The 22,553-nt window shown below is 47.6% G+C and carries 11 protein-coding genes; 5 read left to right on the top strand and 6 right to left on the bottom strand.

Going from position 1 to position 22,553, the window contains the following annotated elements:
* Positions 1–20: 20 nt before the first annotated feature.
* A complete protein-coding gene (locus tag ABRS97_RS26770) occupies positions 21–2,147 on the bottom strand; it encodes a sensor histidine kinase (RefSeq protein WP_367819092.1) in 2,127 nt (708 codons plus the stop codon).
* Positions 2,148–2,323: 176 nt separating this feature from the next.
* On the opposite strand from ABRS97_RS26770, the gene ABRS97_RS26765 reads away from it, so the two are divergent.
* Entirely contained in the window at positions 2,324–3,784 is a 1,461-nt protein-coding gene (locus ABRS97_RS26765; RefSeq protein WP_367819090.1) for an LCP family glycopolymer transferase, read from the top strand.
* 78 nt (positions 3,785–3,862) lie between these two features.
* Here ABRS97_RS26765 and ABRS97_RS26760 read toward each other — a convergent pair whose 3' ends face one another.
* Together ABRS97_RS26760 and ABRS97_RS26755 are read right to left on the bottom strand one after the other, a co-directional pair.
* Positions 3,863–4,690 carry a hypothetical protein gene (locus ABRS97_RS26760; protein ID WP_367819088.1) on the bottom strand — a complete coding sequence of 276 codons (828 nt, stop codon included), beginning with the start codon at positions 4,688–4,690 and terminating at the stop codon, positions 3,863–3,865.
* Between the two features lie 175 nt (positions 4,691–4,865).
* Complete coding sequence (locus ABRS97_RS26755; protein WP_367819086.1) at positions 4,866–6,554, bottom strand: hypothetical protein; 1,689 nt, start codon at positions 6,552–6,554, stop codon at positions 4,866–4,868.
* A gap of 334 nt (positions 6,555–6,888) precedes the next feature.
* On the opposite strand from ABRS97_RS26755, the gene ABRS97_RS26750 reads away from it, so the two are divergent.
* Together ABRS97_RS26750 and ABRS97_RS26745 are read left to right on the top strand one after the other, a co-directional pair.
* A complete protein-coding gene (locus tag ABRS97_RS26750) occupies positions 6,889–7,737 on the top strand; it encodes a MerR family transcriptional regulator (RefSeq protein WP_367819085.1) in 849 nt (282 codons plus the stop codon).
* A gap of 74 nt (positions 7,738–7,811) precedes the next feature.
* Positions 7,812–8,390, top strand: a complete 579-nt coding sequence (locus tag ABRS97_RS26745) for a hypothetical protein (protein WP_367819083.1) — start codon at positions 7,812–7,814, stop codon at positions 8,388–8,390.
* Between the two features lie 600 nt (positions 8,391–8,990).
* Here the strand turns inward: ABRS97_RS26745 and ABRS97_RS26740 are convergent.
* From ABRS97_RS26740 to ABRS97_RS26730, 3 genes are all read right to left on the bottom strand, one after another.
* Entirely contained in the window at positions 8,991–10,607 is a 1,617-nt protein-coding gene (locus ABRS97_RS26740) for a collagen-like domain-containing protein (protein ID WP_367819081.1), read from the bottom strand.
* 30 nt (positions 10,608–10,637) lie between these two features.
* Positions 10,638–13,025, bottom strand: coding sequence for an S-layer homology domain-containing protein (locus ABRS97_RS26735; RefSeq protein WP_367819079.1), 2,388 nt, complete (start codon positions 13,023–13,025; stop codon positions 10,638–10,640).
* A 164-nt stretch (positions 13,026–13,189) separates the two neighbouring features.
* Entirely contained in the window at positions 13,190–17,098 is a 3,909-nt protein-coding gene (locus tag ABRS97_RS26730; RefSeq protein WP_367819078.1) for an invasin domain 3-containing protein, read from the bottom strand.
* Between the two features lie 421 nt (positions 17,099–17,519).
* Here ABRS97_RS26730 and ABRS97_RS26725 point away from each other — a divergent pair, with 421 nt between their 5' ends.
* Together ABRS97_RS26725 and ABRS97_RS26720 are read left to right on the top strand one after the other, a co-directional pair.
* Entirely contained in the window at positions 17,520–17,858 is a 339-nt protein-coding gene (locus ABRS97_RS26725) for a hypothetical protein (protein ID WP_367819077.1), read from the top strand.
* Between the two features lie 118 nt (positions 17,859–17,976).
* Entirely contained in the window at positions 17,977–22,446 is a 4,470-nt protein-coding gene (locus ABRS97_RS26720) for a helix-turn-helix transcriptional regulator (protein WP_367819076.1), read from the top strand.
* Positions 22,447–22,553: the final 107 nt, after the last annotated feature.

Below are 22,553 nucleotides of genomic sequence, written 5' to 3'. Positions count from 1 at the left end.
AAGTACTTGATAATCTCCCTTCACAATACCTCAGTAAACGTATTCCTCTGAATTTTCTGCTTGGGAATGACGAATGAAACCTTCGTCCCCACACCTTGCTCGCTGCTTATGCACAGACCCTGTCCATACATTTGCTTCAAACGCCTGTCTGTATTAAGTAATCCGATTCCTCTTTTTTTCATGTGCTGGTGATCGAGGAGGAATCGCACCTTCTCCGGGTCCATGCCTGCGCCATCATCCTCAACAGAGATTTCAATCGCGTCGGGAATGTCGGGATGATCCATGATCCGGACATGAATCGTTCCCCCCCTTGAACGGGTTAGAATGCCGTGTCTCACTGCGTTTTCGACTAGAGGTTGGATCACCAGTGGTGGCAGCTGCAATTGGACATCTACATGAACGTCCCAAACCACATTCAGCCTGTCTTCGAATCGCTGCTTCTCGATATAGAGATAAGAACGCACAAGCTCGAGTTCGTATTCCAGCGGGGTACGCTGTTCCAAATTCCACAAATCAAAGCTAATTCTTAGATACGAGCTGAAAGCTTCAATCATATCGTGCATTTTACCAATATTAATGTGGCTAAGCGCCGTGATAGAATTCAACGTATTGAATAAAAAATGAGGTTGAATCTGCGCCTGCAAATAAGCTGCTTCCATCCGTAAGCTCTCACTTACAGATTGCTTCAAATCAATTAACTCCCCGGCCCCCACCGGCTTCGTCACATAATCGTTAGCTCCTGATGAATACCCTGAAGAGGAATCCTCCATGCGGCTATCCGTCGTCAACAGCACGACTGGGAGCTCGGAGCTCGAGAATTGCTTATATCCGGTGGATGAGGACTGCCCTTCTCGGTCAAGCAATTCGTTGACCATGAACGACATCCGGTTGCCTACTGCCAAATGGGCCATTTGCTCGGCATTCCAGAAATATCGCTTGAACCCGTATGCAGCGAGCCCTAAAAAGGCTGCTAAAATATCAAACGGGTAATAGCCCGTTTCCACCCACCCAGCGTTTTTGGCTAAATCCCAGAGGATGCTAGATGTAGTGCTTGTTCCTGCTATCAGCAAAAATATAGCATCGTTATGCTTGTTTATTATCATTTTCGTCATGAGCATAGGAATTATTATATTCGAAAACAGCAAGATGAAAGCAAGAACAGGTTTGAATGCGATGACCGCCTGAACCGGGGCCAATAAAATAAAAAGCGTATAAATGCCGCTTATTGCGAACAACCACCAGTACACTTTTTTATGCACATATCCGGAGAATATACTTTGGGTGAGCATAAGCGTGAACCAGGTCGTACCGACATAAGAAAGAAAAGCGATCTTTGTTGCCCAGGTATAGTTGATAGGCAGCCAGATTAATAATATAGCATCATCATCAATGAGAATATGGATCGCTGCGCAAATCGTTAATAACAAAAAGCTGGCAAAAATCCGCTGCCGGCGGTTGAACACATACATCATACTGGCATAAAGGCCATGCAGCAATAAAACAACAAACATGGCGAGCTGAAGCCCCATCGAATTCAGTCTTTCAAAATTAGCCAACGCTTGACTGCCAAATTGGATCGATTTAACCATCCCGCCACGTTGCGGGTTATCAAAATTCGCTATGCGAACGATTATTTCAATCTCTTCCTGATTGGATTCAAACGCTGCGAGATACGATCTATTGTAAGGAACGTATTGCTCAGCTTGCTCGGCAGGCTTGCCAAACCTAGCTAACAATTTCCCATTCACAACTAATTCTGATGAAGATTGAATGTTGTTCACAATCAATCCGTAGACTAAGTCCTCATGTCTGGTCGTTAGAATTCGGAGCCGGTAAGATCCGAAGCCATAAGACGAATGGCCATCTGTGGGCAGCTGCCAGCTTCCCGGAACCTGTATATACGTTGGGGCATCAGCTGCATTTGAATGACTACTTAAAGGTATGATGAACTGATTGGGATAAAACTCCCACTCCCCGTCTAGTGGAATAGTTCGGTTGTTCTCAAAATCCCAATTTCGCAAATCAACAACGCCGTGCACGGCTTCAGGATGAGCTGGCGTAGCATGCAGTTTAAGCCAAAGCAAACGCAATCCGGTGAGAGCAATTAGGAATATAGCAGTAAGAAGGAGTAATTTTCGTTTCGACATATTTGCAATACTTCTACATTAATTCCCAGTTCCCTGCATGCATTCACCCCATTTTGGAAAAGTCTTCTAGGGGTGAGCATCTTTCGATTCCGTTTTACAATGTCGAATATTGTAATAATATGGTATGATAGTCCCTGTAAAACTGTTTAAATAGTTCTTAAGAAGGGGCTCATACTATGTATTGCACCAAATGCGGAGAAAAACTCCATACCGACGATCTTATTTGCAGCACCTGTGAAACACCTGTTCATACCACCCAAAGTCAAAGTACCAACGAGTCTATTGGAACTCCGACCATCCACCACCCCAGCTCAACCATACCGGAAAGCGATCTAATCTTGTTTGTCGGAAAACGCTCGGAGGTCTATGCAAATAAATGGAAAAGAAATACGAATTGGAACTGGGCAGCTTTTGTATTTGACGCTTACTGGATGATGTATCGGAGAATGTATCTTTACTGTTTGTGCTATGTAGTTATTGCAAGTCTTATTGTTAATTTCATTGGATTTCTTCTGCCCGAGAGAGGATTCATTGCCATAACTGTTGCTTTACTTGTTTACGGAGTTATTAAAGTTGTATTTGCAAGGATGGCAAACAAAATTTATTTGCATCAAGCAAAGAGAAAAATACACGCTATTATTCAAATCCCCTTCGAGCAGGCGTCACGAGAGCGGCAAATTGTCAGGGCTGGCGGCACTTCTTTGGCGGTACCGCTTACTTTAATTCTGTTGCCCTTCGTCTTGGCACTCACCGTATCCGTATTTTACTTTTACAATTCCTATCGCATGGTGAATAACACCTTACAAACGATGGAAAAGGAACACAACAAAATTGACGTGCAATCAACGCCTCTTCCGAGAGTGGAGCGTACAGCTCCGGTTCATATTTTGCTGCTAGGCGGTGACTCGCACGAAAAAAACGAGCTCCCCCGTTCAGATAGCATGATGGTTGCAAGTATCGATCCTGTAACCAAGAAAGCCTATTTATTTTCCATTCTTCGCGACACATCTGTCAACATGCCGAACTACGGCGAAGAGCGCATAAACAGGGCGATCACGTCTGGTGGTCCTGAGCTGGCCATGCAAACCGTGTCTGAATTTATGGACATCCCCATTCACTATTATGTGTATACCGACCTGCAAGGGTTCATTTCCTTAATTGACAACATAGGCGGCATTGATCTTGAAGTCGATAAAAACATGAAATATGCCGACTCCAACGAAGAGCCCATGTACGCTATTAATCTCAAAAAAGGCATGCAGCACTTGGACGGCAGGAAGGCGTTGCAATACGTCCGTTTTCGTCATGATGCCTTATCCGACTTCGCAAGAACGGAGCGTCAGCGTAAATTCATGCAAGTGCTGATCCAAAAATTAACGTCCACATCGACGGCAGTGAAACTGCCAAAACTGTGGAGTGCCTTCGAACCTTTTATTGAGACGAACCTGAGCATGAATGAAATTACGCAACTTGGTTCACTCCTTTTTGACATAAAAGCAGATAGGGTTGTTACGGTCCAACTTCCACCTATGGAAATGCTGCAGGAGAAGTCGGTTAACGGTGTGCCCGTACTAACTGTAGATCCTGACAAGCTGCACGGCTATGTCAAAGGTGTGCTGGAAGGAGCTTCTCCTTAACCTGATATGCAAACAAAAATTGAGGCATGAGGATGCAGCAATTCGTTCGAGCGGTTAATGTGGGTGAAGTCAACTTCCTCATACCTGTTTTAAAAATCCATGTGCGATATTGAGGTCGGTTGCCATAAATGTATCCGTGTTTGCCCTCACAAGGCCAGCAAGAACGATGCAGTTCGAAGCGATAGCCCCGCGCATCCACTTCGGATCAAAAGGTGAAGAAGCTTCCAACTTCTGAAGCTCTAGTACCGCCAGTTTTTCAGCCAATGCTGTAAACGCACTCTTCTTGCAGAAGCTGCCCGCAAGCTCGATGGAGAAGTGACGCAAGTACGTTAGTTCTCCTCCTGTATAGGCAAACTGATTTAGTGATGCCGGCAAGCGGGCAGCCACCCACTCGATACATTCCGTGACTCTTCTCATCTCAGGAGATTCAAGCAAATCAAAACTTTGATTGAGATCTGAGATACCAAACGGGATCAAGTGCTGACAGGCATCCTTTTTTGAAATAATTTGGATGCTGCCGCCACCCGCATTAATGACATCCAGGTTGTCTGGAATATCCGAATCCGCGATCGCTTTATGCAGAAGATCAGCTTCTTCTTTTTGACTGATCGTGCGGTATGGAATTCCCAGCTTCCTGCACATTTCACTCATATACGCTGACAAAACGGGAGATCTGCGCATCGCCTCCGTCCCAATAGCTTCGATGGCTCCCCCATTCTTCCCTTGCAACGTGGAATTCTGCTTAGATAACATGATCTGTAAATCCACTTCAATCGACTTCAAATCTGTCGTATCTTCTAATAATTCCCACGTCATAACGTCCATTAGCTCAACTTTACCATCGAATCTTGTAAATAGTTTGGCACTGTGACTCCCCAAGTCAAGAATCGTCTTGTATCTATGCATTAGTTACACCACCGCTATAATTAGTAAATAATCCCAATGAAAACATATACTAATATATGTTCTATCGCTGAGTCAATCCTTTGCAGACACTTATGCCAGCATATTCAATGAATATAAGTTCAACAAATAAAAAAGGACTGCCCTAGTACAATCTAGGCACAATCCTTTATAATTGCTAGTTCGAATTGAGAGTCTTTTCAACCATAGAGGTGTAATCCGTTTTGAGCGCAGAAGCATCGTTCTCACTCAAGGCACCAGCTGCAACAAATCTGTTGATCTCTTGATTTGCACGTTCGAGTAAATTATAAAACAGAGAGTCCGCATCTGTATTTGCAGCTTGCGACAAGCTTTTGCCTTCAGCCAGGCTTCTAAGCAAGTCGGAGGTTTCAATCCCTGATATGGAGGCTATGTCATCGATTATACGATCCGAACGATCAGCCAAATATTGTTTCGTGTCCACCTGATCTTTATAACCACGCCGATTGATCGCATCGTTCACAAGTGCATCCGCTTCTGTTTGTGTAGCGGTCGTATCAGAAGCCTTCATCCATCCTTTTTGAACAGCCTGATCAATAAAAGAGTGCGCCCCCGAGACCAGATGGCTGCTTAAATCCGCTTCGTCTTCAAGCGTTGCTTCAACAAGCGATTGACCGCCAGTCAAGGCTTTGCGCAAATCAACAACCGATAGGCCAGCATAATTGGCACTTGACTCTACGATCGATTGAATGCTTTCCTCGGCGATTTGATGATTGCTGCTTCCATCGGTTAATTTTCCATACCCCGGTTGATTAATCGCCTTATTCATCTCGTCGGATGCACGCTGTTGAAGCTGATCCCGTAATTTGGCGGAAATATTGCCTGCATTCCATTCCCTATCCAAATCTTGCTTCACCGGATCCAGCAATTGCGATAATAAATCCGCAGAAGCTAAGCCAGATGCTTCAACCAAACTTTGACCCAATGCCAATGCGGCAAGGATATCCTCATATTTCTTATCCGAGTAGGTTGCTGTAGATTGAATGATAGAGCTTTCATCTAATTTGCCTTCCAATAGTGCCTGACCATATTTCTCCATCCATGGGTTCGTTGTATGATCATAGCCTTTCTCATTGATGATGGCCCAAATGTTATCTGCACCGGATTTCGCCAACTGATCTCGCTGATCAGCCTGTATACTGCCTGCGCTAATACCGGCATCTAAATCCTCATTTAACAGAGCTGTCAAATCATCACTGAGCGTACTCGCATCCAACCCCGTTGCTTCCACTAAAGATTTTCCGCTATGAAGGGACTGTCTGATGTCCGTTTCGCTGAGTACAGCAGCTAAAGCTGCATCTGAAATGATGCGATTCAACCGGTTCTGGACAATATTTTTTCCATCCGCCTGTAGGAATACCACCGGGCTAGCCCCATTCCAAGTATGTTGAATCCAGCCAGAAATGTTAGCAGTAAACTGCTGCTGAAGCACTCCTGCTTCTTTGTCAGTTAAAGAACCCGCTTGCACCTCGGAAGCTACATTTTGGGCAAATAGATCTGTGAGTTTCGAGATCAAATCCGAGTCTATGAGACCGGAAGCAGCTTGCAGGGTTGATCCTGTGTGAAGCAATTGAGTAAAATCATCTGTCTTTATCCCGGAAGCAATGGCTGTGTTGACATCTAGTTTGCTTAGCCACTTATTCAAAAACATTGAGCTAAAATCTACGGTACCTGCTGACACGGTCGAATTCCCGCTAGTTAACTGAACCGCTTGATCCGTTGTTGCCACTGACTCATTCGCAAACGCAGGGTGTGCGGGAAGCACAATTCCACTTGTTGATGTGGCTAGAATCGCAGCCCCCATTATGACCATAAGTTGTTTCCTCATCCTAATCTCCATCCTTCCGATTGTAACGGATATGTCTATTGTTATCGACTTAATGAAGTATAGGTTGATTTCCTGAATTTTACATGAATGAACCCTGAATTTAGAATTATTTCCCACTTAAAATTAGCTTAATTTAAACTGAACGTTTGCTGAACGTCTGTCCATAACGCAAAAAAACCATGGATACCTTATTTCTATCCCATTGGATAATACCTCCTATTCTCAAAGTTAACTAGGCAATCCACAACTCGCCGCAGCCTGCATGAGCACCTCACCCCACGCCTCTACTCGGAAAATAATGGTATACTATATACAAAAATAGGGGGGACCTACAATGTCCGAGATGATCAAAATCGGTTTGTTCTCTAAAATTGCGCAAGTTACAATCCGTACCTTACGTCACTATGATGAAATCGGATTGATAAAACCTATATGGATTGACCCTCAAACCAATTATCGCTTTTACGCGTATGAGCAATTGTCTCTTGTTCACCAAATCCAAGCACTCAAGGATATTGGTCTATCACTGGAGCAAATCAAGGATATGATTGATGGGCAAATTTCCATTGATGCGACAATCAGAATCTTAGCTGATCATAAAACACTAATCGTGAATGAGCTTAGAGAAAAAAATGAACAATTAAATCGAATAGACAGCAGATTGAACCAACTTCGCCATATCGGACAGCAGCCCAAATATGAAATTGTATTGAAGCAAGTTCCCTCCCTCTTTGTCGCTTCAACCAGAAGAATCGTTCCCCTGCCTATGGATATGCCGCTTTATCGATGCGAAATGTTTAATGATTTGGAGCGGTGGTTGTTGCAAAATGATTGCCTGATGGATCAAGAATATGTCTTCTACCATATGTCCGAGTTTATTGAAACGGACTTCGACATCGAAGCCGCTGTTAGCATTCAAATGAATCAGAAGAACCTGGCAGCTACCGACACCATCCAATTACGAGAGCTACCTTCCGAGCCTCTGGTCGCAAGCTTAATCCACCGGGGAAAATTCATGGATGTCGGCGAGGCTTTGAGCGAGCTTTTCAAATGGCTTGGTTTCAATGGCTACTCGCCAACCGGCTCCGTCCGAGAAATTCATTTATTTGGCCGAGAGAATCATTGCCGAAACTATAACGATGTACTTGTGGAGCTTCAAATCCCTGTCGCCAAAAATGTCTGATCTCCGGCTGTTGACTCTCTCATTACGGAAGACTATACAATTCAGTTAAATAAACCTGAGTTGGAGGGTCTTTCATGAAATTGTTATGGAATTGGGTTAAAAAAATTAAAACTTCTTACTTGTTGCTCCTGCTTCCGATTGCTGTAATATTTAATCAATGGTCAACTGCGGTATTGAACGATTGGTACCGTCGATCTCAGTTTCCTGTCACTTATGTCCAAGGGCAACTAAGTTTCAGCGCCGCAAAGCTCACCATGTATTACCGCCATATGCTAGAACAGAACAGTCTTCCTATTTACTTTCAAACACAATTAATCGATTTCATGTTCATTCTATCGACCATGCTTCTCCACGGTACCCTTGGACTGCTGTTCTACAAGTTGCTAGCCAACCGACCTTTCTTGAAGCGATTGAGCTCCGTCGGATTAATTACTGGCTTGCTCGCCCCTTGTTTTGACATTCTGGAAAACATCGTGTCTTTCTATTTCATCGCCAATCCCGAAGGCATCCCTCAAGTTCTGGCCCTCGTCTATTCGAGTTTTTCAGCTTGCAAATTCGGATTGTTTGTCATTACGTATCTGTTGTTTGGATTCTTGCTGCTTTGCGGGTTGTGGGTAGCAATTCTTTACTTCAGGAAGAGGAACATTAAATAGCATTTAACCTCTACCTCATGAGAAAAATGCCTAGCGGCTTCCTTGGTATACACCATATGTTGGCGCATGGGGAGTGGAATGGGAATGGGGTTCCGACCGTTTCTTGAATGATTTCAAATGTGGGCGCTAACGCTTCTCCACCCCAGTCCCATCCCCTCTGTTCTACTTTGAGCTGCCTTCCACTTTTCTTTTCTATCTTGGGTTATCAACTAGTTGTAAAGATGGAACTACGGTGCGTTATTTCTTAAAATTTCCTGTTTTTTTACCATGACGAGGAACTATGATGCGTTAAACAGGCAATTGCTAGCGTGTAACTCCTAATTTCTTTTGCATAGAGTACTGTAGTTCCGCGAAATGCCCATTCGAGCCGTTATGACTAGCCATAACACACCGTAGTTCCGCTAGCCCGCTCATGGTCACGTCTTTCAAAGAATCCAGTGGTTCGGTGAACCACTTACAGACCATCTCTCCAAACCAAGCTTGCTCCCCTTAAAACAACATATAAATTCTATAACCTTGAAAAAAGCACCCTTTCGGGTGCTTTTTCCTTGTATGGTGGGGAGTCTTGGCTTGCGTAGCCAACATGCGCTATGAGGGCTTCTACTTGATGAACATATTTTCAGGCGTCACCGTTACGGTTTGAATGGCATAGCCCATTGCCCCGGCTTGACTTGAAGTGCCGGCAACACCGCCACTACCTCCATCACCGCCGCTTGCACCGCCTCCTCCGCCTGAATTAGCAGTGCCGATTCCTGCAACAGCTCCACCGGCTCCGCCGTTTACTTGCATGGTTCCGGTTACGCTTGGTGTATTCGCGGATAGAAGGTGTATGATTCCACCTCCACCTCCACCCCCGCCTCCTTCAGCATTTCCTCCATTTCCGTCAAATCCGTCTGAACCGTTCCCGCCGTTTGCCCTAATTACTCCTGAGATGGTTAAGCTCCCTTTCGCTCCAATCACGACGACTCCACCTCCGCCACCACCGGTCCCAATTATACCTTGACCTGCAGTCTGGGGATTAATCCCATTCGAGCCGTTTGCGCTGATAAATCCAGTGCTGCTTAGATTCACGTTCCCTTTTGCAGCCAGAACAAGCGAGCCACCGCCCTCACCGCCTAAATTGGTCGGCAGTCGATTTCCAGCTCCTCCTGCGGCAGCCCCCGGTAGAGTCATTTGGGCAGCCTGCAGATAAGAAATCCCTATGCCGCCATTTCCCAGCCCTGCTCCAGCCAAGGATATGCCCGGATTCGGATTTCCCTCCCCGCTATCCCGAGCTCCCGTAAGGACTTGAACATTCCCGGTAATTGTGATATTGCCGGAAGAGCGAAGCATCGTACCACTGGGGACAATAAGCGTGCCTCCAATTACAATATTGCTGAACTGAAAATTTGCCTTACTGGCTAGTGAATTGACGCCAGCAGCTGTTGATAAGTCTAACGTTGAACCTATCGCTACATTTAATGTGCCTGCCGAACCGTCTCCATATAAGCCTGCTCCTTCTGCAGCAGGTCCCTGAGGGCCCATTGCTCCTGCTGGCCCGGCTACACCCGGCTCGCCTTGGTCACCCTTATCGCCCTTAGCTCCTTGAGGTCCGGCTGGCCCAGTTGTACCTGGCTCACCTTGGTCACCCTTATCGCCCTTAGCTCCTTGAGGTCCGGCTGACCCGGCTGCACCTGGCTCGCCTTGGTCACCTTTATCGCCCTTAGCTCCTTGAGATCCGGCTGACCCGGCTGCACCTGGCTCGCCTTGGTCACCCTTATCGCCCTTAGCCCCTTGAGGTCCGGCTGGACCGGCTGCACCCGGCTCGCCTTGGTCACCCTTATCGCCCTTAGCTCCTTGAGATCCGACTGGCCCGGCTGCACCTGGCTCGCCTTGGTCACCCTTATCGCCCTTAGCTCCTTGAGATCCGGCTGACCCAGTTGCACCCGGCTCGCCTTGGTCACCCTTCTCGCCCTTAGCTCCTTGAGATCCTGCAGCTCCGGCTGTACCAGACTGACCTTGCGGGCCGACGGGCCCTCGATCACCCTTAAGCATTAACGTGTACATCTTCTGATCTGCTGCACAACTGCTATCCGGAGCTATCAGATTGATCTCTCCATTGGCGCTAACGCAGATGTTTATAGAATCCAAGAGCGTCGAAGTCGCCCATGCTCCTTGCATGTGAGTACCAAACAGCATAATACAAGCAGCCACCGCAATTTTACCCTTCATCTTCATTTACCCAAACCCCTCTCGCCAACTATAATTTTATTGTATAAATTGAATAAGCTTCAGCATCCGTTTAAGCATCGTTACAGCTTCTGCCCGTGTCGTGTAGCTTGCCGGCCGAAACATTCCATCTCCCTCAATGATTCCCCACTGCACCGCATACTTCACATCGTCCAGTGCCCACCGGGAGACAGTCGATTGATCAGAAAACGCCTGATACGCCAGAGGGCTGACGTCCGGTTTGACAGTTGTGTACTTCATAGCCTTGACGATCATTCCCGCCAGTTCTTCCCTGGTAATCTTTTGCATAGGACGGAAAGTCCCGTCATCATAGCCCGAAATGATTCCTCCATGATACGCTGTGTTAACCGCGGAAACATACCAGCCCCCGCTCACATCAGAAAAGGGGCTTTGTTCTTTGGATTCAGTCATTCCCAAAGCCCTTACCAATAGGGCCGCTATCTCTGCCCGAGTTATCGAAGCATCCGGAACGAAGATTTCCTTACTCCGTCCTTGAACAATTAACTTGGAGGCTAACAGCTTTACATCCTTGGAAGACCAGTGGCCTTCTACATCCAGAAAGGAAACAGGGCGGTCGATGACGGCATAAATACTGGCCCCCTGACGTTTCATGACTGCCAACCATTGGTCATCCTTCCGTTCAAAATAAGTCGGAACATATCGGAGCTCATCCGCTCCTGGAACCCACCAAACGCCGGTCGCCGTGTCGGAAATTGAATCCCCCTTCACAGACAACGTACGTGAAACATATCGGTTGAAAGAGCTAATGAAGGCGCTCTGATTGTTATTGCCGGTCACCTGAACTTCAAACTCCATTGGAGCGGCCAATAATTGAGCCTGCATGGCCTCGACCGAGTGTTGTATAGCTTGTTGAACAGGCTTGTCCGGTTCCCGAATTACCACGGTAAAGAGAATTGAATCTTTTGGAATTCCATATTTTTGGCTGTAAGCCTTCTCATCCAATTCGGATATCGGAAGACTCATTGCTGCAGAACCAATCTGAATCACTAGTGCCGCTTGCGGGTTTATGGCCCTGATCTCCTGGATATTAGCTGCTGTGATATGGATCTGTCCACCTACGGATGCCATCTTTATTTCGATTTTACCCATCCTGATATCCTCCGGGGTTATCACTTTTCGTCCTTTTTGCCCGCCTTCCGGGATCATCTCAATATCCAAAGCTGAAGGTGCCGGGGACGTCGCAGGGACATTAGGACGAGATGGAACATCCGTATTTCCTTGACTATTCTCCGTTACCAGAATTGTCGTATCGGCAGTTAGCCCCCCGTATGTCGCAGTCAATACCGTTTGTCCCTTTTTCCAAGCCCGTACGTTGCCTCCGCTGTCGACTTCGGCAATGGAAGGATCTGTTAACTTATAGGCCGCATATGGTGTCACATTGCTTTCATAGCTGTTTGATCCAACTGCGTCCACCCTTGTGGAGATCTGTTGCCCGACGATTACCGGGTAGGAAGGTTGCCCGAATCTGAGACCCGTAAGACCGCTTGACGGGTCATCTTCGGTAAACGATACATAAACACTTGATGTAACCGACCTCCCATTGAGGTTTGCTGTGATTTGTGCAACTCCACCGGTTGAAGGTGCCGTTAGAATGGCTTTGTAATAACCATAGCTTTTATAAATAAGTGAAAGCGTTGTTGGGAGCGGGCTGCTATTCGGAGTACCGGCTGGAATCGCCCCCTGGTCAAAACCGTACTTTAACTGATCTAAGGGACCAGGACTTCCTACCCAGCTGCCCAAATTGCCATATACAGCCGAAACAATATTTGCTTCATAATGACTATAGGTTTCATAAGTCACACTGCTCATTTTTCCTAAGGTTGTAAACAATTGAATCGAATCTGCTTGCTCGGCAACATCATTGCCAAACTTGTCTTTCAAATATAGTGATATCACCGTTTGACTGTACCCGTTAGCAGCAAGTGACTGGCTGCTTGCCGTGATTGCCGAATGTTCAGGAGAGGGTGCACCCGCCTTAAAATTTACCCTAGCCATGTCTTGAACAACCACACCGTCTACTTCAGCACTTAGTAATGCGACTCCTGCGGTAACCGGGGCTGTCAGAACCGACGAATACTGCCCATATACCGAGGAAGCCACATTTTCATCCAGATGTCCGAGTGTAGTGTTGAACTTTACCTTTTCGGGCGGTATCGATGCATCATGACCATCCTGGTCTTTAAGGAGCAACACCACGGTTGTCTGACTGGTCCCATTCGCCGGAAGCACGGTGTCGTTAACGTAAATCGTCCCATCGAGAGTTTGACCTGCTGCCGCATATGACAAGATTTCAGATTGAACCATAACGAAAAACAGCGTTGTGATTATAACCCTAGCAATAGCTCCTTGCCACAAACGAATCTTCATATGTTTCCGTATAGACATCCTTTGCCCCCTGCCCTCTTGCGCCAAATTTAATGACATGGCTTTCGCGCTCTATCATTTTTTTATATGTTATCATTCAGAAAGGCTTGTCCAGCTAATAGAGGCCTGCCGCTAGTGCTACCAAATGTGCAATAGAGACGAGCCACTTCGGCCCGCCTCCTTTTTCATGCTTTCCGATCGATAAATCCCGCTTTTAGCAGCATCCGGTATAGGAGAACGGTCGTCTCCGCTCGAGTTAATGACTTCTGCGGACGCAATTCATTCCCATACCCTTTCAGTAGACCTTCTTGAATAGCTGTCCGCATCGCATCACTTACCCAATCGCCAATCTGATTGCTGTCGGCATAGACACCTAAATCCACTTGTGCCCCAGCTTTGCTTACTACCGAAGCAGATTTGGCAAGTTGCAGCGCGCGAACGATCGTTACGATCGCTTCCTGTCGTGATACCTCCCGGCCCGGATCAAACGCACCTCCCTTGAAACCATCCATAATGCCGTATGCTTTAACCGCTGCTACAGAGCCGCTATACCAGCTCGATTCGCTTACGTCCCGGAAACCCGTATACTTTTCGCTTTCCAAGCCCAGCGCTCTTGCAAGCAAAGCAGCGAGTTCAGCACGCGTAATCGCAGCTTCAGGAGCGAATCGGCTTCCATCTACACCATGAACAATCATTCTGCGATTCATGTCGCCAATCTCAGCCTCAGCCCAGTGTCCCTGAATATCTGTTAAGGAGGATGGATGGGATACCAGCACATAAATGCTATTCGTAAGACTGCGAATAACGGCCGCCAGACGTCCATTCACTTTGGTAAATTCCGTAGGCACTGGACGCACACCGAGCTTCTGATCCCAAATCACAGCTGTTGTTCCTGCAAAGTCTGCGGGCAAGTAGATAGCTCTTTCTACATAACGATTGTAGCTGGAAACCTCTCTTCTCTCGCCACGAACCGTCACGTATACATTGAAATGAATCGGATCCGACGCCAACTGGAAGCCACCTTTATTCGCTGCATCCTGAAGTCCGGGGATTTCTTCACGTTTGTCATGCCCAATCACGATTTGAACACTCGCATCGTTCGTCCAATCGGATGCCTGATTTGCGACATCGGCTAGCGGCAAGCGATAGTGGCCATGCTGAGTTTCCAACGAAATCGTTGCTGCCTTACTGGCAAGGTAAGCAACAACTTCTCCAGAAAGCCGTAGAGCTGCTTGCTCCGCCTGTTCCTCCATCGAAATTGAGAGATTCACTTCAGTTGTAGCGGCGAGTGAATCGAGCACCTTCTTTAAAGTATTCATATCTAATCGAATTTCAATGGACTTCGCTCCATTCGAATCTACTTGAAGCGAGGCAATCCCGGATATCTCCAGATCATTAATCCGAACCTTTGGCGAATCGTTGGATGACGGCTGGCTCGAAGGGCTTGCAGCACTCGAAGAACTTGGCGAATCGGAAGTGGCGTTTGCAGCTGAACGAGTCACATTGAGCGTATACGTTTTAGTCGAACCGTCCTGTGCTTTGACACTGACTTCGAACGCGTTTTTACCCGTTGCAAGCGAATATTCATGGGACACGGCATTGCTGATTACCTGCAATCCGTTCACGTAGACCGCAGAATAGACATCCGATGGTGTCAGTTTCATCTGCAGTCCATAAACCGAATAACTTACCGATACGGCATAATCTGTTATGTCCGGGTCAAAATCGAACTTTATCGTCCCACCCAGCCCTGTAAGCTGCCAAGCATTCAAACTAGCATTGCTGCTCAAAGGAACAATGTTCTGGACGTCAAGTAAGCGAACGTTTGCGTTGCCCGCCGTATCTACGACATAAACAGAATAAATCCCGTTCTCATGGACAGTAAAATGGTTAGTGATTTCCGTTCCTTGCGTATCAAAGTACGAGACAGGATGGCTTCCAGCCGCCCATTTCATTGAAGAAACACGATTGAAATCACCGTATACCGACGCCGTTACTGTAACAGTCACACCTCCGAAGGTTGAGACGATAGGATCAGCTTGCAGTTGGATATTCGGAGGCTGATCATATGAAAACCTAATATTCACGGTTTGCTCTAACACCAGGCCGCTTGTTTCTTCCTTTGCGAAATACGTCACACTCTCCGCAGCTGTATTACTCACCAAAAATGTGGAAAGTCCGTTCTCATCGGTCAAACCGTAAACATTCTGGATGACAGATCGTCCGCCATCAGCTTCAAGCCATACCCGTTTTCCACTAATCGGATGGTCATAGCCATCCTTAAGCTTTACAAAAACCGAAGCTTTACTGCTGCCATCGGCTCGAACAACCAGATCGCTCGCAGTAACCGTTGAACGAGATGGACTCACCTCTCCAGGCACGAACTGCACGCTGGCCGTCGAGGCCAGCGCACTGCCGCCGACACTCGCGCTAATCGTCGCCGTGCCCACCGCCATCGGGGCCGTCAGCGTCGCCGTGTACGTGCCATCATGGTTATCGCTGACTGCGCTAACCGTCCCTATCGTCGAAGTGATCGCTACCACCGCTCCACTAGTCGTTAAAGCATGACCCTGCGCGTCTTTCAGCTTCACGGTTACCGTCGTCTGGCTTGTCCCGTCAGCGGTCAGTGTGGCGGCGTCCGCTTCCACCGTGCTGTTCACCGTTGACGGCGCTCCAGGCACGAACTGCACGCTGGCCGTCGTGGCCAGCACACTGCCGCCGACACTCGCGCTAATCGTCGCCGTGCCCACCGCCATCGGAGCCGTCAGCGTCGCCGTGTACGTGCCATCATGGTTATCGCTGACTGCGCTAACCGTACCTAACGTCGAGGTGATCGCTACCGCCGCTCCTCCAGTCGTCAAAACATGACCCTGCGCGTCTTTCAGCTTCACGGTTACCGTCGTCTGGCTTGTCCCATCAGCGGTCAGCGTTGTAGCTCCCGCTTCCACCGTGCTGTTCGCCGTTGACGGCGCTCCAGGCACGAACTGCACGCTGGCCGTCGTGGCCAGCACACTGCCGCCGACACTCGCGCTAATCGTCGCTGTGCCTACCACCATCGAAGCCGTCAGCGTCGCCGCGTACGTGCCATCATGGTTATCGCTGACTGCGCTAACCGTCCCTATCGTCGAAGTGATCGCTACCGTCGCTCCTCCGGTTGCCACAGCATGCCCCTGCGCGTCCTTCAGCTTCACGCTAACCGTCGTCTGACTTGTCCCGTCAGCGGTCAGCGTCGTAGCTCCCGCTTCCACCGTGCTGTTCGCCGCTGACGGCGCTCCAGGCACTAACTGCACGCTGGCCGTCGAGGCCAGCGCACTGCCGCCGACACTCGCGCTAATCGTCGCTGTGCCCACCACCGTCGGAGCCGTCAGCGTCGCCGCGTACGTGCCATCATGGTTATCGCTGACTGCGCTAACCGTTCCTAACGTCGAGGTGATGGCAACCGTCTCTCCTCCTGTTGTCAGAGCATCGTCCTGCGCGTCTCTCAGCTTCACAGTAATCGTGGTCTGACTTGTCCCATCCGCTACAAGGCTGGAACGAGCACTGGAGACCTCGCTTCCTGTCAGGGAGATCGAATGATCTGCAATCATGTATGACCTGAACGCAAAGTCATAACCAACAGCTGCGCTGCCTCCTCTTGTATAAGAATTGCCGCCAATGATATACCATCCGAAACCGGCCGATCCCCCATTTTCTGTGGAAGCAACCATTCTATACATCGTTTCCTTCTTCAAGTAAGGCTGTGTCCCTGAGAAATCGATCGAAACCCAGCCTGCACCGAACGACGCCAACTGTGCTGTGGCAAGCGGCGTCGATAGATCACTTTCCTTATAAATGCTTAACTGGATGGCGCCAGGTGGACCGTAGCTATCGAATACGCGGAGGTCCATCTTGCTGAGATTACCCGTAATTGCCGGAGTAAATGTCTGATATCGTTGATAATCATGGTTAACCCAAACATTCCCGCTGCCATTTGACTGCTCCTGGTCTAAGACAGCAGAATCTGCAGCAACAGCATATCCCCCCCATAAACCAAAAATAACCACGATTATAAGAGCCATGGCCATCCACCGTCTATGTCGCTCCCACTCTTTCATCCTTATCCTCCATTTCTGCTTCACGTATCGTTAGCTCACGAAAAAAGTGCAACCCCCAACAATCAGCGCCGCTATGAAAAAAATACCAAAGTACCACTTAGTAAATGTGAAGCTCGTATTTCCGCCATCCCACCATACCTTAACAAAAATTACAATGCCAAGAAGAATAATGCTAACAAACGCGATGACAGCATTGAACATTTTGTTCCACCCAAACCTCTCTAATTTCATAAAGTCATATAATAAGATAAAGCAAAGCTTTCTATTTCTCTATACCTATAAAGGAGTATCTTCTTACAGCATTGCATCTACGATCGTGAACACTACTACTAAAGTGGTATGGAGTTTTCTGTTTGGCAGTTCTATGATAATAGATAGATTCACGATGAAAATGAATGAAGCAGCATGAAAGGGGATTCTTATGTCAGAAAGTTCAATAGCAGCCCACCCCCGCGGTAAAAAGGTATCTTTCATTGTAAACATAGTCATCCATAGTCTCTATATCTTGACATTGCCTGTATGGTATTTTATCTCCATGTTTTCTGCCATGCTGTTCGATGCTCCAGGTTCTGAGCTGCACTTGCCTATATGGATATTTTATTATGCTTTGCAAAGCTATCCCTACATTGTCATCGGTGCGATTGCTGCGGCCTGGATAATGTATAAAAAATCTTTATACGGATGGACATATCCGATTAATGTCTTTCCGTTTGTATGTATTGGCGTAAGTACGGGGATAATGGCGATTTTTGGCGAATAGCCAACGTGCAAATCGAAACAAATAATTGATAAATACCGCATTTTCATCTGTAATAAGAACATCTCTTCAATTACAATAGGATGTAATCGCTACTAAGTGAACTATAGAGGTGTTCGGAATGGAAATGAATCATCCTATCGATAGTCAAAACGAGCATTCTGAATTTGCAAAACATGATTCTGACTTGACGTTGGAGCATAAAGAGGGTATGACGCTTCGGGAATATATGAACGGACAACCGTGCATGAAGCCGGATGCGTTTCTCCTGATTGCCAGGGCAATTGCGGCCTGTATCGGAAAACTCCATCAGCAGCAAACCCTTCATCTCGATCTGCGGCCGGAGCATATCGGTGTTCTTTCTAATGGAAGTGAGGCCTATTTGATCGATTCGGGCTTTGCGGCGCGCCGCTCGGTTGATGGTTATGTACGTCCGTCCCACTATGGCATCCTTGAAAAAGGCTTGCCCTACTGTTCGCCTGAAAATACGGGTAGGATGCTGCGAACTGTAGACGAACGTAGTGATCTCTATTCGGTAGGCGTTATTTTCTACGAAATGCTAGCGGGTCGTCTGCCTTTTCTGGCTGACAATCCACTCGAGTGGGTATATATGCATCTGGCACAAAGCCCTCCGCTGATGACGAACCAACAACCACATTTGCCTGACGGTCTGGAAACCATTGTAATGAAGCTGTTGGAGAAAAATCCGGATAAACGCTACCAAAGTGTCGGCTTTCTCATAGCGGATTTGGATAAAATAGGGCGTTCCCACGATACGTTCATTATGGAACAAAGGTTTCACGGCAGAGAGTACGAAATATCGATGCTGACGCAAGCCTTTTATTCCGCTTGTCTCGGATCGACAGAAATGGTCTACGTTTCGGGTGAGGCCGGCATCGGCAAAACAAGCTTGATCGATGAAGTGTTCCGTAAACAACAGCATTCACGGGATTTTTTCTATATCACTGGGAAGTTCGAGCAAATTTCGAAAGAAAGCCCTTATCATCCCATCATTCAAGCATTTCGCGGATTAATGCGCCATTTGCTAGGGGAGCGTAAAGACCAATCCGACCTATGGAGACTACGTCTGCGAGATGCTTTGGGGGTAAATGCCCATGTTATTACGGAGATTATTCCTGAATCCAAATTGATATTGGGAGAGACGCCGGCTTCAGAGGAACTGCAGGCTAACGAATCGAAGAAACGATTCATTTATGTTTTTCGCAAATTTGTGCAAGCGCTAGCGTCCAAAGAGCACCCTCTCGTCCTGTTCATCGATGATTTACAATGGGCGGATTCCTCATCGCTTCAGTTAATTCACGCTTTGCTCTGCGATCCGAAATGCCAGTACCTGATGTTTGTCTGTGCTTACCGTCATACGGAAACAGACCGAAACAGCCTGCCAGGATACGAAACGGATGGCAGCGTGACAGACCAGGCTGTTGTCCAGCACATTCATCTGTCTCCGCCAAGCCTTACGCAAATGAACCAAATCGTCATGGAGACGCTTAATAGCCCCGCCGACGCTACGCTGTCCTTAACAGAATTGCTGTATCATAATTCAGGCGGCAATCCGTTTCATTTTAAACAAATTTTGCTCCGCCTACAGGACGATGGCATTCTGGTGTACAACCACGAGAAACGATGCTGGCAATGGAACTTGGGACAGATTATTGAGCAAGAAGCAAGCTATTCCATCCATGATTTGATCGAGCACAAGTTGCATCGCCTTTCAGTGGAGGCACAGGAACTGCTCCAAGTTTCCGCCTGTGTGGGAAGCACATTTCACCCACAATTGATAGCTCGCGTTGCGAATCGGGAAGTAAAGGTTTTGGCTCCGGAATGGTCCGTCATTGAAGCCGAAGGGATGATTGTTCCGTTTGAAACAGATAAATTTCGGTTTGCCCACGATAACATACAGAAGCTGATTTACAGTCAAATCGATACGGCTTCGAAACAAGCCATCCATATCCGAATTGGCCGATGCTTGAACGAGATGGACGCCGGGAATGGGGAAAATTCGTTTGATGTTGTCAACCATCTGAATCGGGGCTCGGAACGAATAACGGATGAACAGGAGTTACTGCAACTTGTGAAGTTGAATCTGGATGCAGGGAACCGTGCCAAGTCCTCTTCCGCCTACGATGTAGCTTTGGGATATTTCGGCAAAGGCGTGGAGTTGCTATCGGCGGAAGACTGGGACAAGCAGTTCGACCTCGTTTTCGAATTGCATGCTCAAAAAGCGGAATGTGAATATTTATGCGGCAATTATCAGGATTCTGAACGGGACATCCATTTCTTGCTCGGCCGTGCGCGCAGCCCGGTTCAGCGGAGCCGGGTGCAAATGATCCGAATTATGCAGTACATTAACCAAGGGAAATATTTGGAGAGCACTGCTCTCGGTCTCGAAAGCCTGAGAGAACATCATGTTTTCATTTCACCCAATCCGGGAAGCTTCATGCTGCTTATGGAAGGAATACGAATCGAGCTGATGCTGCGCAATCGGTATGATCGGCTCGCTCATTTGGAGGAAATGACGGATAGCAATAGGATTGCCGCGATGAATCTGATTCTTGCGATTATTCCTTCCACCTTCTTCACGAATAAAAAAGTCTACTTTTTACTGATGTGCAGAGCCGTTCAACTCTCGCTTCAATATGGAAACATCCCCGTCTCCGCGGCTGTCTATTCCTCATTTGGCCTCCTTCTGGGAAGTGCTTTGGGCAAATCTGATAAAGGCTATGCCATTGCCAAGGTAGGGGTGGAGCTTTCCGAGCGCTACAATATCACTTCAATTAAAAGCACCACCTATACCATATTCGGAGGGGTGCTCTGCCAATTTGCCGGGAATGCCCGTGAAGGGGATGCCTATCTGGTTCAGGCGCTTCGGTTCGGCATGGATTCGGGGGACTATGTGTTTGCCAGCTATGCCATTGGGGCTCATGTCAATTCGCTGTACACAAGAGCACCGCTAAGTGAATTAGCACGAACCATTGTGGACTACATGGCTGTGCTGGATATCACAAATGATGAATTCGTAAGGCAAAACTTTTATCTCTATCAGCAAGTGATTCTCGCCCTTCAAGGCAGGACGGCTGCGCCGGACTCTTTCAGCAGCGCTGGCTTTGAAGAACAGGACTTTCTGAATCGGATTCAACAGGAAGAGACGTCCGCCACCACGTTATTTCAATATAGCACTTATAAAACTCAACTTTTCTATTTGTTGGGCAATTATGAGGAAGCCGCCCGCTGGGCACAGCAAGCAGAGACCCATGAGGCCTATGCGACTCATTTGCCTCATTTGCCGGAGTGTCTATTCTACGAATCGCTCTCCGTGCTGGCTGTTCATACCCAATCACAGAAATATTCCAAAAGATTGCTTCGCAACCTTCGCCGTTTCAAAAAATGGACGGAATGGAGCCCGGTTAATTTTCAGTCCAGGCATGATCTTCTTCAAGCTGAATTCGCGCGTACCTCCAGCGAATACGGCCAAGCTGAGGAAATGTATGACAAAGCCATCCGCGAGGCGAGAGAGCAAGGCGATATACATGTGACCAGTATGGCTGGCGAGCTTGCTGCCAACCACTATTTGAGACGCGATAAGAGAAAAACGGCTTTATTTTATTTGCAACTGGCTGTTGAAGGGTACAAACATTGGGAAGTACATATGAAAGTAACGCAATTAGAAGGGCTGATATTGAACTTGCAGAGGCAAGAGGAGGCCTATTCCCCCTCTGAAAGCACACAAGAACCGACAGGCCGGAGTGCGGCAGAAACGGCCGCAGGCGCATCGGGCTTTCGGAATGAGCTCCCTTTCGTTGACAATGTTGATCTCGCGGCGATTCTTAAAACCACCCATGCCATCACGAATCAGATGGACATGGATACCGTGCTTGCAGAGATCATGAATACTATTATGAGGTATGCAGGGGCAAGCAAGGGCGCTTTGCTTACGGACAGCGATGATACGCTATTTATTCAAGCCTACGCGGATTCGGAGGCGCAAGCTATCCCTTCTCCTTTAGAAATGAAGGATAGTTCCCTCTTACCGGAAGGTATCATCCGATATGTCTTCCGTACACACGAGGCCGTCCATTACGCCGGAGAAGAGGAAAGCTGGCTGATCCATAACCCGTATATGGCGAAACACCGGCCTCAATCCGCACTGTGCATTCCAGTAACTGTTCATGGCACCATGCTGGGCGTTCTTTACCTTGAAAACAAGCTTGCAAACGACGTGTTCGCACATGATCGCATGGCTGTTCTTCTGGCCATGGCGTCACATGGCATCTTCATGTGCGTGCTGCAAAGCTCGCCCGAGCAATCTATTTCGGAACGGGATATGGAAGAGGAAACGCAACCATCGCCTAGCACAATAGACGAACCCCTCACGGATCGCGAGCTGGAAGTACTCTCATTATTAGCGGCAGGATTGTCCAACAAGGAGATTGCCGATCACTTGATTATCGCCGTAGGTACAGTCAAAGTTCATGTAAAAAATATTTTTGCCAAGTTAAAAGTAAACCGGCGCATAAATGCTATAACGCAAGCCAAGGAGCTTAGATTGCTCAGTGAGAGCGCGCGTCATTGACGTATCGGAATGAACTCGAGATAATAGCCTTCCTCGTGTAGGTGTAATACTTCATGCATAAACAAAAGACGCCCAAGAGGGCGTCTTTTGTTTATGTGCAGAGGTGA

It is taken from the genome of Paenibacillus tabacirhizosphaerae, from assembly GCF_040812395.1.
Taxonomy (GTDB): domain Bacteria; phylum Bacillota; class Bacilli; order Paenibacillales; family NBRC-103111; genus Paenibacillus_E.
The sequence above is the reverse complement of the archived record's forward strand: the minus strand, read 5'-3'. Positions and strand labels throughout refer to the sequence as shown.